General features: G+C 69.6%; 12 protein-coding genes. 4 read left to right on the top strand and 8 right to left on the bottom strand.

Annotation, left to right across the window (positions count from 1 at the left end):
• Nucleotides 1-6: 6 nt before the first annotated feature.
• The 7 genes from K4S16_RS13385 to K4S16_RS13355 all read right to left on the bottom strand — a co-directional run bounded on the left by K4S16_RS13385 (nucleotide 7) and on the right by K4S16_RS13355 (nucleotide 9,801).
• A complete protein-coding gene (locus K4S16_RS13385; protein ID WP_149259220.1) occupies nucleotides 7-1,206 on the bottom strand; it encodes a 3-deoxy-7-phosphoheptulonate synthase in 1,200 nt (399 codons plus the stop codon).
• Nucleotides 1,207-1,292: 86 nt separating this feature from the next.
• Nucleotides 1,293-1,781 carry a PhzA/PhzB family protein gene (locus K4S16_RS13380; RefSeq protein WP_149259219.1) on the bottom strand — a complete coding sequence of 163 codons (489 nt, stop codon included), beginning with the start codon at nucleotides 1,779-1,781 and terminating at the stop codon, nucleotides 1,293-1,295.
• Nucleotides 1,782-2,319: 538 nt separating this feature from the next.
• On the bottom strand, nucleotides 2,320-2,511 hold the full coding sequence (locus K4S16_RS13375) for a hypothetical protein (protein ID WP_149259218.1): 192 nt from the start codon (nucleotides 2,509-2,511) through the stop codon (nucleotides 2,320-2,322).
• The gene (locus tag K4S16_RS13370) at nucleotides 2,508-3,065 is read right to left on the bottom strand and encodes a hypothetical protein (protein ID WP_149259217.1); all 558 of its coding nucleotides are present in this window, start codon (nucleotides 3,063-3,065) and stop codon (nucleotides 2,508-2,510) included. The genes K4S16_RS13375 and K4S16_RS13370 overlap by 4 nt, the downstream gene beginning before the upstream one ends.
• A 257-nt stretch (nucleotides 3,066-3,322) precedes the next feature.
• Nucleotides 3,323-3,781, bottom strand: a complete 459-nt coding sequence (locus tag K4S16_RS46435) for a hydroxyisourate hydrolase (RefSeq protein ID WP_268843228.1) — start codon at nucleotides 3,779-3,781, stop codon at nucleotides 3,323-3,325.
• A gap of 255 nt (nucleotides 3,782-4,036) precedes the next feature.
• Nucleotides 4,037-7,126, bottom strand: coding sequence for an AfsR/SARP family transcriptional regulator (locus K4S16_RS13360; RefSeq protein WP_149259215.1), 3,090 nt, complete (start codon nucleotides 7,124-7,126; stop codon nucleotides 4,037-4,039).
• 923 nt (nucleotides 7,127-8,049) lie between these two features.
• A complete protein-coding gene (locus tag K4S16_RS13355) occupies nucleotides 8,050-9,801 on the bottom strand; it encodes an MFS transporter (RefSeq protein WP_149259214.1) in 1,752 nt (583 codons plus the stop codon).
• A gap of 374 nt (nucleotides 9,802-10,175) precedes the next feature.
• On the opposite strand from K4S16_RS13355, the gene K4S16_RS13350 reads away from it, so the two are divergent.
• From K4S16_RS13350 to K4S16_RS13335, 4 genes are all read left to right on the top strand, one after another.
• Nucleotides 10,176-11,072: a sigma-70 family RNA polymerase sigma factor gene (locus tag K4S16_RS13350; protein WP_149259213.1), complete on the top strand. Its 897-nt coding sequence runs from the start codon at nucleotides 10,176-10,178 to the stop codon at nucleotides 11,070-11,072.
• Between the two features lie 77 nt (nucleotides 11,073-11,149).
• The gene (locus K4S16_RS13345) at nucleotides 11,150-11,986 is read left to right on the top strand and encodes a helix-turn-helix domain-containing protein (protein WP_149259212.1); all 837 of its coding nucleotides are present in this window, start codon (nucleotides 11,150-11,152) and stop codon (nucleotides 11,984-11,986) included.
• A gap of 72 nt (nucleotides 11,987-12,058) precedes the next feature.
• On the top strand, nucleotides 12,059-12,670 hold the full coding sequence (locus K4S16_RS13340; RefSeq protein ID WP_149259211.1) for a dihydrofolate reductase family protein: 612 nt from the start codon (nucleotides 12,059-12,061) through the stop codon (nucleotides 12,668-12,670).
• 78 nt (nucleotides 12,671-12,748) lie between these two features.
• On the top strand, nucleotides 12,749-13,978 hold the full coding sequence (locus K4S16_RS13335; protein ID WP_149259210.1) for a PP2C family protein-serine/threonine phosphatase: 1,230 nt from the start codon (nucleotides 12,749-12,751) through the stop codon (nucleotides 13,976-13,978).
• A 25-nt stretch (nucleotides 13,979-14,003) separates the two neighbouring features.
• Here the strand turns inward: K4S16_RS13335 and K4S16_RS13330 are convergent, their stop codons facing one another.
• On the bottom strand, nucleotides 14,004-15,338 hold the full coding sequence (locus K4S16_RS13330; RefSeq protein WP_149259209.1) for a serine/threonine-protein kinase: 1,335 nt from the start codon (nucleotides 15,336-15,338) through the stop codon (nucleotides 14,004-14,006).
• Between the last annotated feature and the right edge of the window lie 15 nt (nucleotides 15,339-15,353).

Raw genomic sequence — 15,353 nt, 5'->3', positions numbered from 1 at the left:
GGTCATTCAGTTCCCCCAGGCCGAGATCACGGCGACGGCCTGCCAGAGGGTCAGCCGCGGGTCGCAGAAGGTCCGGTACCGGTCCCCGACCCCGCCGAAGTCGGCCTCGTCGACGACGCACTCCGTGACGTCGTCGGGGGTGGTCTCCAGGTGCAGGCCGCCCGCGACCCCGCCGGCCGCCTGCACCGCGGGCACGAAGTCCTGGACCTCCCGCATGAGCGTCTTCACCAGGCGCGTCTTCCGGCCCTCCGGGGTGCGGACGGTGTTGGCGTGCATCGGATCGCAGATCCAGATGACCGGATGCCCCTCGCCGAGCACCGCTTCGACGAGGGGCATCAGCCGGTATGCCGCCTGCTCGGCTCCCATCCGCGCGATCAGGGTGAGCCGGCCCGGTTCGCGTTCCGGATCGAGCCGCCGGCACAGGGCCCGCAGTTCGTCCCTCGTCGTCGCCGGGCCCACCTTGCACGCCACCGGATTGGCGACCTGGCTGAGCAGGTCGACATGAGGGCCGTCCGGCTGCCGGGTGCGCTCGCCGATCCACGGCCAGTGCGTGGAGCCCAGCACGAGCGCTCCCGACTCGGCCCGGCGGACCAGCGGGACCTCGTAGTCGAGAAGCAGCGCCTCGTGACTGGTCCAGATGGGCGGGTCGCTGTGCGGGAGGCTCCGCGCACCGCGCCAGCCCAGGTACTCCATCATCTCGCTCGCCGCCATGAACCCGGTGAGAAGGCGCAGCGGGTCGGGCCGCCGGCTCTCCGGCGTGGGCGCCGGATCGTTGACGAGATGGCCGCGGAAGACCGGGAGCAGCAACTCGCCCGCCTGTTCGGTGGGGCTGCTGCGGGGCTTGGCGAACTGGCCGCCGATGCGTCCGGCGCGGTGCACCGGTTTGTCGGTGATGACGGTCAGTGCGCCGGCCAGCGTGTGCAGCGCGGCCGATTTCTTCCTGAGGTGCTCCGGGGTGCACTCGTCGGGGTCTTCGGCGCAGTCCCCGGCCTGGAGGACCAGGGACCGCCCCTCGGCGACCTCGGCGAGAAGCGAACGCAGACGCATCACGTCTCGGGCCCTGACGAGCGCAGGGCGGGATGCCAGCAGCTCACGCATGCGCCGGACCTGAGCTGGATCGCTCCAGTCGGGCTGCTGCGGGGCGGCCTTCGAGTACAGAGTCAGTTGCAGATTGCGGAGATCGTGTGCTGACCTGGCCTTGTTCATCGGTCTCCACCCGTCGAGGGTGCGGCGTTCCCCGGCTTCATGACGGCTGTCCGCGTCGGCGGACTCTCCCGGATCACATCCGGCTCCTAGGTCGGGATTCCTTCCCGCTTGACCTCCGGCACCGGGATTCCGAGCGCGCGCAACTGCTCGAAGGGGTTCATGAACTCGCGCTGCTGCCTGATCATTCCGTCCTCGAGGCGGAACGAGTGCAGGAAGTGGTTCTTGTAGTGGCCCTCGGGGTAGCCCGGGAACCGAATGGCCCCCTCCCCGTCGCACTCGACCCAGATGAAGTTCGGATCCTGCGTCTCGAAGATCTCGATGTTGGTCCAGACCCAGTCGGGGAAGCACTTCAGCGACCAGATGGCGTGCTCGGCGAGCCGGTCGCGTCCGTGGATCGCGATGGGCCGGCCGGTGTCGTTGGTCCACAGGCCGCCGACGCCGTCCTCGGTGAAGAGCAGGTGCCGCCGGAGACGGTCCTGGCCCGTGGTGTTCATGTACTTCTCGACTGTGGCGCGATTCTTCCTCCGAAGGTCGGCTTCGTTCTCGGAGCCGGGGAATCGGGCGTTGTCAGGCATGGTGGATCCTCCGACGATCGTCGTCGCGCAGGGATGGAGGGTGCGAGTGAGTCCCGCGGTGGGTTCGTGCGGGAAAGCCGGAAGTGCCGGGCTCTCGTGTGGAGAGAATGCTCACCGCGGCCGGGTGCGGTTCCCGGCGCGCTTGCGGGACGAGAGGGCCGCTCAGTGATCAAGAAGGCGGGGGTTTCATCCCATCAAATGCTCACTTCTCGCAAGCATTTGGGCATACCTCTGCCGCCAGAACAAGCGTGACAGTTCGGACTTCCGGCGTCAAGAGCCTTCCGTCCCGCCGTCCTCAGTTTCCGGCATCGGCGCAGCTCACAGCGGTCGACCAAGCTCCGATCACCGGGCCGTGCCATTCGGAGCGCGAAATCCTGCCCCGTCGGCGGGCGCCACCGGCGCCGAGAACTCGGTCCCGGCCCGGTCGGGAGATGCCGCGCAGGCGGCTGGAATGCCGCCGGCCCGGCGCCGCGGGAGCGGCGCCGGGCCGGCGGTACTGATCGGAGATGATGATCGCGGCACGCCGCGGGTACCGCGACTACCGGCTCGGCGTCTTCCGGACGACCAGCTCGTAGAGCTCGTCGAGGTCGTACTCCGCGCGCCTCGGACTGCCGTAGCGGGTGAGCTGGCCGCGGCTGGCCCACTTCCGGATGGTCGCCGCGGCGACACCGGCGGCGAGCGCCGCGAGTTCCGTCGGGACCGTGGTGCGGCCGCTCGGCGCCTGCCTCATGACGTGCTCCTCTCGGCGGGCATGCCGGCGACCGGAGCGTTCAGCCGGCGGAGATCGAGCCACCGCCGCGGCGGCCAGTCGTGTCCGGAGTCGCAGCGGACCTGAGGTACCGCCCCCTGGCCCCCCGCGCCGATCGAGGCACGCACCCTCCCGCCGCATCCGTGCTCTGCACAGGGGCCGAGGTCGATGGTCCGAACTCTCGTCGGGTTCAGCGCCCGCTCGGCGTCCGCGGCGAGGGCAACGATCTCCTCGGCGAAATCGGCCGCCACGGCATGGCCGACCAGCCAGTCCAGGTGAGCCTGGAGGAAGGCGGTGAGCGCCTTCACATCGAGGCTGCCGAGCCCCGTCACGCCGCGCTCCTCGATGACCAGCTCGCACCATGAGGAGAGCACGCGCACCGTGTCACTGCGCACGGCCGCGGCCACTTCGTCCAGGCGGATCCCGCTCGGTCGCCGGCCGCGCATCATCCTGATCGGATGCTGGCGAGGCACCTCAAGGCTCTGCTCGCAGGCCAGGTACAGTCCCGGCAGGCTGGCCAGGCGTGCGGTGAGCACGTCCCGGCACAAGGTGCACAGCCGTATCCCGCGGGATGCCGCTCCTTTGGGCAGGGGCGCCCCGCAGCTTCGGAACGCACAGATCTGCTGCATAGCCAGTCCCCGTCTCACTCGTTCCTACATGGGCCGACCGTCTGAAGCGGTGCCCTGAGAACGATCGAACAAGCGGGAATCGCGGCGCTATCATGTGCCTATCGGCAGCCTTTCACGGGCTCGCCGGCCGAGTCCTCAGCCGAATGCCGAGGGGCGCTTTCAGCTCACCGCACGCTCCAGGCGGTGTGCGCGAACGGCGTGATGAACATACCGACCCGGTAGTCGGTCTGCGAACCGACGACCCGCACCGCGAACGTGACCTGTTTATAGCCGGCCATGATTCCCTGACTGGCGTAGTACGCGTCGACGTCCACTTCCAAGGTGAAGCCTCCGCCACACGAGTGTCTCGCCGCTTCGGACGAATACGTGAAATCGCCTCGCGAGTCGGTGAGCCCGTGCAGGAGGAGGGCCAGCTCTCCAGCCGGTCGACCGACGACGGACACCTCGACGCCCTCCGCAGGGCGGCCGGATACCCCGTCTATTACATTTACCGTAATATTCACAGCGAGTCGACTCCATGCCGAAAGACCTTGAAGCGCGGGATTGGCAGTCGGGTCGACCTTCGTCCGCGCAGCATTTTCCCTTCCTGCACTTGCCCGCCGACCCGGTGGGGAGCGTACCATGCACCCGCCTTTATACCAGTATCGTATCCTTATCATACAGCCTTCACTACGAGGTTGACCAGGATCACTCAACTGGTCATTTACCTTTAAAGCGGGCGGCGAAACCCGCGGTCGTGGGGCCGGGGGCGTGGGACCGGGGTCCATTCTCGAACCGGCCGCCCCGTGCCGGCCGGGGACGTCGTGCGGTCGCGCTCACCACCTGGCGAGGCCCGGCACGAAGCCAGGCGGGCAGGCGGGCAGGCGGGGTGGACGCGGTCACGCCCCGAGGCCGCTGCACCAATCCGGGCGGCTCGCCTCCACTGTCGCCGCGCGCACCTGTGCCAGCAACCCGGCGATCTGGTCGCCCTGGTCGCCCTGGACGGAGTCGCCGCCGCCCGCGAGTTCCACCGCCGCCTGCCAGGCGCGCGACGCGACGCCCGGCATGCCGACCCGCTCGTGTATGCGGCCGAGGAGGTCCAGCACCCTGAACTGCCAGAGGCCCTCGGCGCAGTGCTCACGGAACACCGCGACGGCCTGCTCCACAAGGGCCAGGGCCGCCTTCCCCTCGCCTCTGACGAAATGGAGCTCGGCGAGCCCGAGCAGTGCGCGTCCTCGGATCAGCCGGTTGCCGGTGCGCCCGGCCAGGTCGAGAGCGGTACCGAAAACGGATTCAGCGCGCGCGAAATCTCCGATAATTCGCCTCGCCTCTCCCAGGGAGGTCAGCACCCGCGCTTGGCAACCGACATCGCAGTGCTCTCTAGAGAAGTGCAGCACCGAGGAAAGAGCCTCCGCCGCCGCCTCCGCGCATCCATTACGCATCTGCAGTTCGGCCAGTGCGAACTCGACCTGCCATCTGAGCCATGGGGAACCGAGCCGATGGGCTATTGATAACGCATCGTCGAGCATGGACTGCGCGGCGCCATATTCACGCCGGTCGGCGCTTATCTGCGCCATGCTCTTGAGAATGTAGGCCTCGCCGATCGGGTCCCCGGTCCCGCGGAACCCGGAGATCGCCTGCCGATGGCGCGCCATCGCCGTGTCATGGTCGCCGTCGAGAGTGCCGGTGAATGCGAGACCGCCGTACGCCAGCGCGCGTCCCCGCTCGTCGCCCACCTCATCGAAGATCTTCAGTGCCTGCGCGAAATGGTTCTCCGCGACGGCTTTCCGCAGGCCCGCCTCCAGCCTGCCGAGTGAGTACAGCAGCGCGCCCTCGCCACGTCTGTTGCGGGCGTCCCGGACGGCACCGAGCGCGTCGGCGTACATACCGCGCCAATCGTCGCCGCGCAGGCAGGACTCGAACGCCTGTACGGCAAGACAGGCCAGATTCCAGCACAGCTCGTCCATACCGAGCCGAGCGGCAAGGCGCACCGCAGTGACCAGTGAACTCCGTTCCGTCCTGAACCATTCGAGGGGGGCCTGCGAGATCATGCTGTACTCGGGAAGCGGCCAGTGTTCGGCGGTTCCGTGAAGTACCGCGAAGTCACCCCCATGGATGCGGCGGTGAGCCGTGGTCGCGATGAACAGCCAGCATCTCAACAGCCGCCGTATGGCATCGAGCCGGTCGGTGGTCGACTCCTCGGCCGAACACCGCTCCGCCGCATAGATTCGCACCAGGTCGTGGAGGCGGAAGCGGATGCCGCCGTCTCCCGTCACCGTGTGCTCGACCAGGTGCGCCGCCACGAGCTGCTGGAGCAGGTGCTCGGCGCGGGCGATGTCCGCGTCGAGCAGCGGGGCGCCCACCCATGAGGCGAAATCCTCGGTGCCGACCAGGCTCAGCCGCCTGAGCAGCCGCTGCGCCGACTCGTCGAGCAGGTCGTATGCCATTGCGATGGTGGCCCGGACGCTGGCTCCGTCGAAGGAGAGTTCGTCGAGCCGCCGAGCCTCGTCCCGGAGCTGGCGGACCATGTGCGAGATCGGCCAGTGCGGGCGGGCGCGGAGCTTCGCCGACACGATCCGCAGGGCCATCGGTATTCCCTCGCAGAGCCGGACCAGTTCCCGCGCGGCCTCCGGCTCGGCGTTCATCCGGCGCTCGCCGATCGAGGTCAGCAGCATGTCCTGCGCAGCCTCATCGTCCAGAGGTCCCACACGGATCTCGTGCACGCCCTCCAGCCTGCCGATGTGCTGGCTGCAGGTGACGATCGCGGCACAACCGCGGGTCCCGGGGAGGAACGGGGTGATCTCGTCACTGTGGCGGGCGCCGTCGATGACGACGAGCACCCGGCGGCCGGCGAGCACGCTCCTGTACAACGCCGCACGGCCCGCGAGGTCGGGCGGCATCGTGTCCGAGGGCAGCCTCAGCGACCGCAGCAGCTGCTCGGCGAGCGAGGCACCGCTGTCCGACATCCCCGGGCGAAGCTGCAGGAACAGCTGGCCGTCCGGGAACTGCGCGCTGAGCAGGTGGGCGACCCGCACGGCGAGCGCCGTCTTGCCCACGCCGCCCCGGCCGGTGAGCACGACCACCGGCACCTCGGGCGGGTCGCTGCTCGCGTCCTGGCCGGTGAGGACCCGCGACAACTCGGCGAGGATCTCCGCGCGCCCGCCGAAGTCGGGGATCGTCCTCGGCAGCTCGCGTGGGACGGGCGTGGCGGTGCCACGTGCGACGAGGCCGGCGGAGGGACGCGGAGCCGGCAGCTCGAGCCGGGCGTCGCGGCTGAGTATCGCCTGTTCCATACGGCACAGATCCGCGCAGGGGTCGATGCCCAGCTCGTCCTGCAGCGCGTGCCGTCCGACGCGGAACGTCTCGAGCGCGTCCGCCTGCCGGCCCGCCCGGTACAGCGCGAGCATGAGCTGGCCCCTGAGACGTTCGTTCAGTGGATGCTCCGCGACGAGTTTCGTGAGCTCGCCTATGATCTCCTGGTGCCGGCCGAGTTGCAGTTCGAGGTCGAGGCACTCCTGGTAGGTCGATATCCGCCACTCGTTGAGCCTGGTCGCCGCACTCTGGATGGCCTCGCTCTGCAGGCCCTCCAGGGCGGGCCCTCGCCACAGGGCGAGCGCTCCGCGGAAGTCGCGCACCGCTTCGGGGAAGCGCTGCTCGGCCGCCGCTCTCGTCGCGCCGGCCGTCATCTCCTCGAAGCGTGCGAGGTCGATGTTCTCCGCGGACGCCCTGATCAGGTAGCCGGGGGGCCTGGTCACGATGACCGACTCGCCGAGGAGCCTGCGCAGCGCCGAAATCGTGATCTGTACCTGGCTCTTCGCGGTCCGCGGCGGTTCGCTCCCCCACAGCGCGTCCACTATGCGGTCCACAGAGACGACGTGGCCGACTTCAAGCAGTAGGAGCGCGAGCACTATCTGCTGTCGCGAAGCTGCGATGGCCACCGGGTTGTCCTTAATCAGGATTTCGAGGGGACCAAGCAGCTTGAACCTCATAACCCCACCCAGGTAGCTCGCTGTAGTCGGCAACGAGTACGGAATTCGGCGGACCGGCCGGAGGCCGGCGCGCTGCACGCCGCCCTCCGCTTTGCAGGAGCTGCCAGAATCACCCAATCCACCAGGCAGGATAAGCCAGAAATATTACTCAGTCAATTCACCCATTGTCACAAAAAGTCACGTTCAGTTAATTCACCTCGACCATTATCCCGTAGAATGACAGGCAACATGAGGGTGCCCGGCAAAAGTTGCTCATCGACACCCCGACACGAGGCGAGCATTCGGGCTTGAATTCCTGCGCCGCGGTGCGGCGGCACACCGCGGCGCGGGGCCGAGGCGCCCGGTCGCATGCCAGGCCGGCGGAATCGCGAGCACAGGTGCGGGCGCGGCGTCCGTCGATCACGCGGTTCGCCGAACTCCCAGAAGAAGTCCGGCCCGCCGTGCGGCACGTCGGTTCCGCGGCAACTGCCCGTGCGAGAGGGCACGCCATCCGCGCATGCACGCGACCACCTGCGGACGACACGGCTGCAACCGGTCTATGACCTGCTGATACGTACGTCGCGAAGCACCGGCATTCGACTTCGCCGATTTCCGGGATCGGGGCCGCATCGACCGCCCGTTTCCACCCGGAACTCAACTCACCGGCCCGCGGGACGGCCGTCACGGCGGCGAATGCCTCGCCGCTCTGTACGGCGCCATGGATCAGGCCGCGCGACTCGTTCTGGCCCGCACTGCGGACCAATGACCCTGAAAAATGACATCCAGGGGAAATTTGTTGAACATCTTCGGCGGGAGCTTAGGAGCTCCGTACGAGGCGGGCGGCGGCACATATCGCCGCCCGCCTCGAAGAAGTCGGTACGCCCGCGGCCGCCGTTTCGGATGATCAGTTACGCTCATCCGAAGCGGCGGGCGGGCTGCCCGGGTCAGCGTCCCGCGGCATCCACGGGCTCATGCACCGGGAGTTCGGCGTCCAGGTCACGGGGGCGGGCCCTGCGCGGCAAACCGAACATCGCAAAGAATACGATGATCAGGATCCCGATTCCATACCAGAGCGCGATGGAGAAGCCTCGGGAGAAATTATGCGCGTTGGCCTTGGCACCGGATTCGGTCAGCGCCTGGACCACCGCGGAGGGCTGGCCCGGCCCGGGCCGGCAGCTCGCAGGCACGACGGTCGGGTCGTTCGCTTCCGAACGGTCCCGGACACAGGCACGGAATCCGGCGAGGATCTGCTCCTGGTTCTGCTTCGGAACCCCTGCCGCGCTGAGTTGCCTGCTCAACGCGGGGGTGACCTCGTCCACGCCCCGCCCGGAGTCATGCTCCAGCTGAGCGAAGAAGAGCACACCCACCAGCGCGACTCCGAGCGCCCAGCCGACCTGCTGGGTGGTGTTGAGCAGTCCGGAGGCGGATCCCGCATCGTGCCTGTCCACGCCCGCGAGGATGACGTCGACGATCGGGGCGATCACCAGTCCGAATCCGAAGCCCGCGAGAACGAGCGGTCCCGCCATCCCCCACGAGCTGATTCCGGGCCCGTAGTGGTCGGCCGCCAAGGCGTACCAGGCGAATCCGGCGGCATTGAAGAGCGCGCCCGCCATCAGCACCTTGCGGCCGAACCGCGGGGTGAGGACCTCCACCGACAGGCCCGAGCCGGCGCCCGCGCCGACCGCGAAGATCGCGGCGGTCAGCCCGGCGTGCAGCGGGCTCCAGCCGAGGCCCATCTGGAGGTAGAGCGTCCAGACGAGGAAGAAGCCGCCGAGCGAGATCCAGAAGATCAGGTATCCCACCATGCCCGTGGTGAACGCCCGGGCACGGAACAGGCCGAGCACCACGAGTGGTGAGCCGACCGTCCTTGTACGCCGGTGCTCGTAGGCGACGAACAGAGCGAGGACCACCGCGGACGCCGCCATCATCGCGAAGATCCAGGCCGGCCAGCCGTGATCGCGGCCCTTGATCAGCGGGTAGATCAGCAGCAGGATGCCGCTCACGGCGAGGACCATGCCGAGGAGGTCCAGTTTGGGCGCCGTCGGCGAGTGCGACTCCCCGACGACGAACCACCCGGCGATCAGGGCGATCAGTCCGACCGGCAGGTTGATCAGGAAGATCGATCGCCATTCCAGCCCGAACACGTCCCCCTCGACGAGCAGGCCGCCGACGATCACACCGGCCACGGACGCGAAGCCCAGGACCGAACCCCAGATGCCCAGGACCTTGCCGCGTTCGTCGGCCGGGAAGGTGACATGGACGATCGCGAGCACCTGCGGGACCATCAGGCCGGCCATGGCGCCCTGGGCGAGCCGCGCCCCGATGAGCATGTTCGGATTGACGGCGATGCCGCAGAACAGGGACGCGAGGGTGAAGCCGGCGACCCCGATCAGGAAGAGCTTCTTGCGCCCGTAGATGTCGCCGAGCCGGCCGCCGGTGACGAGCAGTGCCGCGAACCCGATCACGTAGCCCGCCACGACCCATTCGATCTGCGAGTACTCGGCCTTCAGGTCGCGCAGCATGCTCGGGACCGCCACGTTGACGATCGTCACGTCGAGCATGTCCATGAAACCCGCGCCCAGAAGGATGACGAGAACGATCCATCTGCGCGGATCCAGTTCCTCCGTGTTCGCGTCGTCCGTACCCACCGGGTCCCGGCCGGCCGGGTCCGGACGACTGCGCTCATCATTCGACATGACGTGTCTACCTCCATTCGACCTTGAGAGGCGGACGCGTCTGCCCCTCATAGCCATGACGAACCGGCGCGGCAGAACCTGACCGCGGATCTCTCGGCTTCCGGGACGGGTGTGGGGCCGATCCGCGGCCACCACACCGCCTGCGGGCGACATCGTCAGATCATCTAGACTACGGAGCCGTGTATCCCACGCCCGCCGCACAGGCCCACTCGGTGTTCGAGCGGCGGCAGGATCGTGTGCCATCCGCATCCTCTGCTGACGGGTCGACGGCGCGTGAACGCCTCCGGGGCGTTGCGGGCCCGCAGTGCACGGGCAGGGCGAACCGGTCCTGACTCCGCGCCAAGACGTCCGAATCGATGATGGAGCGTGACCTGATGGACAGTCAGGCGGAACTGGCCCAGCAGTTCACCCAGGCGCGCGACCACCTCCGGGCGGTGGCCTTCCGGATGCTCGGCTCGGCGCACGAAGCGGACGACGCGGTACAGGAGGTCTGGCTGCGGGCCAGTCGCGCCTACGCGGGCGATGTCATCAGCATCTCAGGCTGGCTGACCACGATCGCCGGTCGCGTCTGCCTCGACATGCTGCGCTCACGGCGGCGCCGGGGCGAGGAGTTCACGGACATGGGCACCCTGGCCGAACTCGGTCCGGAGGCCCGCTCCCAGGACGCGGCCAATCCCGAGGACGAGGCGATGCTGATCGAGTCCGTCGGGCTCGCCATGCTGGTGGTCCTCGACGAACTCGGTCCCGCCGAGCGTGTCGCCTTCGTGCTCCATGACCTGTTCGGCGTCCCGTACTCCGAGATCGGGGAGATCGTCGAACGGTCGCCGGCCACCGCGATGAAGCTGGCCAGCCGTGCCCGGCACCGGGTGCGGGGCACGGCCAGAGTACCCGCGGCCGACCTGGCCAGGCAGCGGAAGGTGGTGGCGGCCTTCCTGGCCGCGTCGCGAGCCGGTGACCTGCACGCCCTCCTGACGATCCTGGCCCCGGACGTCATCCGCCGCGCGGACGACACCGTACTGCGAGCAGGCACGGAGGCCGTGCTCCACGGCGCCCGCCGCGTCGCCGAGGACGCGGTCTTCTACTCGGCCCTCGCGCAATCCGCCCACCCCGGGTTGGTGAACGGCACCGCGGGGGTCCTCATCGCGCCTCGCGGGCGCCTCTTCGCGGTCATCGAACTCACCATCGAGGACGACCTCATCGCGGCGATCGACATCATCGGCGACCCGGCCAGGCTCAGCGAGGTCCGAGTGGACTGCCTTCCGCTCTCGTAGAGGACTCTCCGGTGCGGCCGCCCGCTGCTGAGGCCGCGTCCCTCGCGAACTGGGTCCTCGCCGATCACACTGGGGCCATGGAATACGTCGGCCGGGTGCCCGCGCCGCCGCTCGACGGCTTCATCGACGACATCTACTGCCTGAGCGGGGTTCCTCGGCACCGCCGGATGAACGTGCCGCCGATGCCGTCGGCGCACCTGTTCCTCAACCTGGGCGAACCCGCCCGCCTGTGGGACTCCGACCCCTCGGTGCCGTCGGCGCTTTTAGCCGACGGGTGGTTCATGGGCGTGTGGACCCGGCGCTTCGTCGTCGAGTACCCCGCGTGGGTCCGGCTGGTCGGGGTGCACTTCAAGCCCTGGGGGCTTTCCCCGTTCGTCGACATGCCGGTGAGCGAGCTGCGGAACCGATGGGTGCCGGTCGACGACGTCTGGCGGCGGTCCCTGGACCGGATCCGCAACCAGCTCGGGGACGTCGCGTCCGCCGTCGAGGCCATGCGCCTGGTGGAGGCGGACCTGCGTTCGCGACTCGCCGAAGCGCGCGGTCTCGGCCTGGTCCACCACGTCGGGCGGCGCCTGGAGGTCTCCCACGGCGCCGTCCCGATCGGTGCGCTGGCCGATGCCGCGGGGGTGAGCGGCAACCACCTGGCGGCGCAGTTCAAGTCCCATGTCGGGGTCACCCCGAAGCGGGTGGCGCGGATCTACCGCTTCGCGCGGCTGATCCTGTCCGTGGACGCCCTGCGCCCGGTCGACTGGTCGGATCTCGCCCACGCGGCGGGCTACTTCGACCGGGCCCACTTCAGCAGGGAGTTCAAGGACTTCACCGGCCACACCCCGACCGAGTACCTGGCCCTGCGGCGCCGGTTCCCCGCCGACCCGGGGTTCCCGCCGGACAGCGGTCCGATGCCCGCCGAGTGATTTCTTACAAGCCCCGCCGCACCCGGAGACGACAAGATCGGAGAGGAGCAGGCGAGGGACCGAGGAGGACCCGTGGGCACAGTGATCATGCACAGCGCGGCGTCGGTGGACGGCTTCATCGCCGACGAGAAGGACGACGTCGGGCCGCTCCATGACTGGTACTTCAACGGCGACACCCCGATCACCGGAGACGTCGGCGAGCAGTACGACCATTCCGGCGCCGGAAGCCGCTTCAGGGTCTCGAAGGCGTCGGCGGGGTACGTCCGCTCGATGTGGGAGTCGATCGGCGCGATCATCATGGGCCGCGCCCTGTTCGACCTGGTGAACGGCTGGGAGGGCCGGCCGCCCGCGGGTGACCACGTGGTCGTGGTCTCCCACCGGCCCAAGCCCGAGGGCTGGCACCCGGAGGCGTCCTGCCACTTCGTCGGCGACGTCGCGGCCGCGGTCGCCAAGGCCCAGGAGCTCGCCGGGGAGCGGACCGTCGCGGTGAACGCCGGCGACGTGGGCGGCCAGATCCTCGCGGCCGGTCTCGTGGACGAGGTGGCGATGGACGTGGTGCCGGTGGTCTTCGGATCGGGCAAGCGCTTCTTCGGCGGCATCGACCGCCAGCATCTGCTGGAGGACCCCCACGTGGTCATCCAGGGCGACCGGGTACTGCACCTGAAGTACAAGGTCCGCCGCTAGCGGCCCTGGCCCGCCCCGGGGCTGTGCTTACTGTGGGAAGGAGCAGGACAACGGTTCTGGGGGTATTCGGGGGCGCTTGTGAGCGGGGCCGAGATCGATTACGGGGCGGTGTTCCAGGCACTGCCGAGTGCGGTGGCGCTCCTCCGCCCGGATCTGGTGTACGTCGACGTCAACGAGGCGTTCCTGCAGATCGCGGGCCGCACCCGCGATCAGTTGGTGGGCCGGTACCTGTTCGACGTCTTCCCCGACAACCCCAACGACCCCACCGCCACCGGGATGCGCAATCTGGAGGCGTCGCTGCGGCGGGTGGCGGCCACCGGGGAACGCGACGCCATGGCGCTGCAGCGCTACGACGTGGAGGATTCCGAGCGTCCCGGGGTGTGGCAGGAGCGGTACTGGAGTCCGGTCAACACCCCCGTCCCAGGCCCCGACGGGGAGGTCGCGCTGCTGCTGCACCGGGTGGAGGAGGTCACCGAACTCATTCGCGCCCGCGGCGCCCGCCGCGGCGAGGACCGGGCCGAGGTGCTGGAGGCCGACCTGTACACCCGGGCCCGGGAACTGCAGGAGGTCAACGAGCGGCTGCGGCGGGCCCATGCCCGCGAGCGCGAGGTCGCCGTGGCCTTGCAGGAGGCGATGCTCCCCGCCGCCCCGGCGATCGGCCGTCACCGCGCCGCCGTGCGCTACCGGCCCGCGATCGGCTCGCTGAACGTGTGCGGCGACTGGTACGACCTGGTCGAACTGGACGGCGACCGGATCACGGTCGCCGTCGGGGATGTCGTCGGCCACGGCCTGACCGCGGCCAAGGTGATGGGCCAGCTGCGCGCGGCGCTGAGCTCCGCCGCCCGCGTCGCCGACGGCCCGGCCCATGCCCTGGAGGCCCTCGGCCTGTACGCCCGCTCCGTGGACGGCGCCGAGGCCGCCACCGCGGTCAGCGTCTTCATCGACTGGACGACCCGCACCCTCACCTACAGCTGCGCGGGGCACCTTCCGCCCGCCCTGCTGCACAGCGACGGCACCGTCTCGTTCCTCGACCAGGCCACCGACCCCCCGCTGGCGGCCAGCTTCGAGCATGCCGTCCGCCGGCAGACCGACTGCGCCTTCACCGACGGATCGGTCCTGGTCCTGTACACGGACGGGCTCATCGAGCGTCGCCGGGAGGACATCGACGCCAGCCTGTCGCGGCTGGCCGGCTCCCTCGTCCGGCACCGGCACGCCGAACCCGAGGTCCTCGCCGACGCCCTGCTGGCGGACCTCCTGCCGTCCGGGGGCATCACCGACGACACCGCCCTGGTCATCCTGCGCCTGTGACCACCCGACCGGCCGGACGGCCCGGTCAGCCGATCGGCGAGAGACAGAGGTTCTTCGCCAGACCCCGCGGGTCCACGCCGAGGAAGGTCTTGACCATCGAGCTGTCATTCCAGCCCTGGTAGTACTTGCAGCCGTGGGTCGGATCCTGGGGATCGGGGTCGTCCGGGTCATCCGCGGTCTGGCCGACGGTCTCGTAGGCCGTGCCATTGGCCAGCCTCAGGTGACACGGCGTCCGGTACCAGTCCCCCTGCTTCGTGCCGAACCCGAAGTCGGAGTCGCCGGCGTGGTACACGCAGTCCCCGATTCCGGCTTCGGCGGCCGGCTGCCCGTAGACCTGGCGGCCGAGGAACATGGCCAGGCCGAGCAGGGCCGCGGCCACCAAGGCCGCCGCGACCGTCCGCTGGACGATCGATGCCCGGCTCCACCAGGACGCCCCGTCGACGATCCGCGTGCGGCCGTCATTCGACTCCACGGGCGGTCTGGAGATCTCGGTGACCGTCGCACACCCGGTCAGGTCCGCGTCCCGCGGGCGCCGGTCCTCCGGTTCGGAGGCCCGGGCGAGCAGGGCGCGCGCCTCGGAGATCGTCGGACGCTCGGCCGGGTCCTTGGCCAGGAGGCGGGTGATGAGCTCGGTGAGCCCTCCCGCGCGCCTCGGTGGGGCCGGAGGGTCGGTGATGACGGCCTTGAGCGTGGCGGAGGTGGTGTCGCGGCGGAACGGGGAGACGCCCTCCACCGCTTGGTAGAGCGTCGCTCCGAGGGAGAACAGGTCGGAGGCGGGCTCGTCGTTCCCGTCGATGCGTTCCGGGGCCATGTACTCCAACGACCCGATGAACGCGCCGGTCGCGGTGAGCGTCGTGTCGGCGTGGTGCACCGCGATGCCGAAGTCGGTGAGGACGGCGTCGCCGGCGCCGGTGAGCAGCACGTTGGCCGGTTTCACGTCCCGATGGACGATCCCGGCTCCATGTGCCGTCTCCAGCGCGTTCAGCAGGCCGGCGGCGACGCGTGCGGCGCCGCTCGCAGGCAGGGGGCCGGATCGCGCGATCCGGTCGTGCAGCGAGTGCCCGTCGACGAGTTGCATGACGATCCAGGGGAGGCCGTCCTCAACGACGACGTCGTGCACGCTGACGATGTTCGGATGCTCGCGCAGCCGCGCGGCGTTGTGCGCCTCGCGGGTGGCGCGCGCGACCCGTTCGGCCAGCTCGGCGGCGGGCGGCCGCATCTCCTTGACCGCCACGTCGAGCCCGAGGGCGGTGTCGTGGGCCTTCCAGACCAGGCCGAACCCGCCTCGCCCCAGCGTCTCGACCAGCCGGTACCGCCCGCCGACCAGCCGCCCGGGGGCCGCCTCCGGTGCAGTCGTCACACGCCGAACCTACCG

The organism is Actinomadura sp. K4S16 (assembly GCF_008327685.1).
GTDB lineage: Bacteria > Actinomycetota > Actinomycetes > Streptosporangiales > Streptosporangiaceae > Spirillospora.
Note: the sequence above shows the minus strand (reverse complement) of the source record. Positions and strands in the feature narration are given on the sequence as shown.

What these genes read in the sequence shown, in the direction of transcription:
- K4S16_RS13385 (WP_149259220.1), bottom strand. Translation starts at nt 1,206, where the DNA reads ATGAACAAGGCCAGGTCAGCACACGATCTCCGCAATCTGCAACTGACT.
- K4S16_RS13380 (WP_149259219.1), bottom strand. Translation starts at nt 1,781, where the DNA reads ATGCCTGACAACGCCCGATTCCCCGGCTCCGAGAACGAAGCCGACCTT.
- K4S16_RS13375 (WP_149259218.1), bottom strand. Translation starts at nt 2,511, where the DNA reads ATGAGGCAGGCGCCGAGCGGCCGCACCACGGTCCCGACGGAACTCGCG.
- K4S16_RS46435 (WP_268843228.1), bottom strand. Translation starts at nt 3,781, where the DNA reads ATGGTACGCTCCCCACCGGGTCGGCGGGCAAGTGCAGGAAGGGAAAAT.
- K4S16_RS13360 (WP_149259215.1), bottom strand. Translation starts at nt 7,126, where the DNA reads ATGAGGTTCAAGCTGCTTGGTCCCCTCGAAATCCTGATTAAGGACAAC.
- K4S16_RS13355 (WP_149259214.1), bottom strand. Translation starts at nt 9,801, where the DNA reads ATGTCGAATGATGAGCGCAGTCGTCCGGACCCGGCCGGCCGGGACCCG.
- K4S16_RS13350 (WP_149259213.1), top strand. Translation starts at nt 10,176, where the DNA reads ATGGACAGTCAGGCGGAACTGGCCCAGCAGTTCACCCAGGCGCGCGAC.
- K4S16_RS13345 (WP_149259212.1), top strand. Translation starts at nt 11,150, where the DNA reads ATGGAATACGTCGGCCGGGTGCCCGCGCCGCCGCTCGACGGCTTCATC.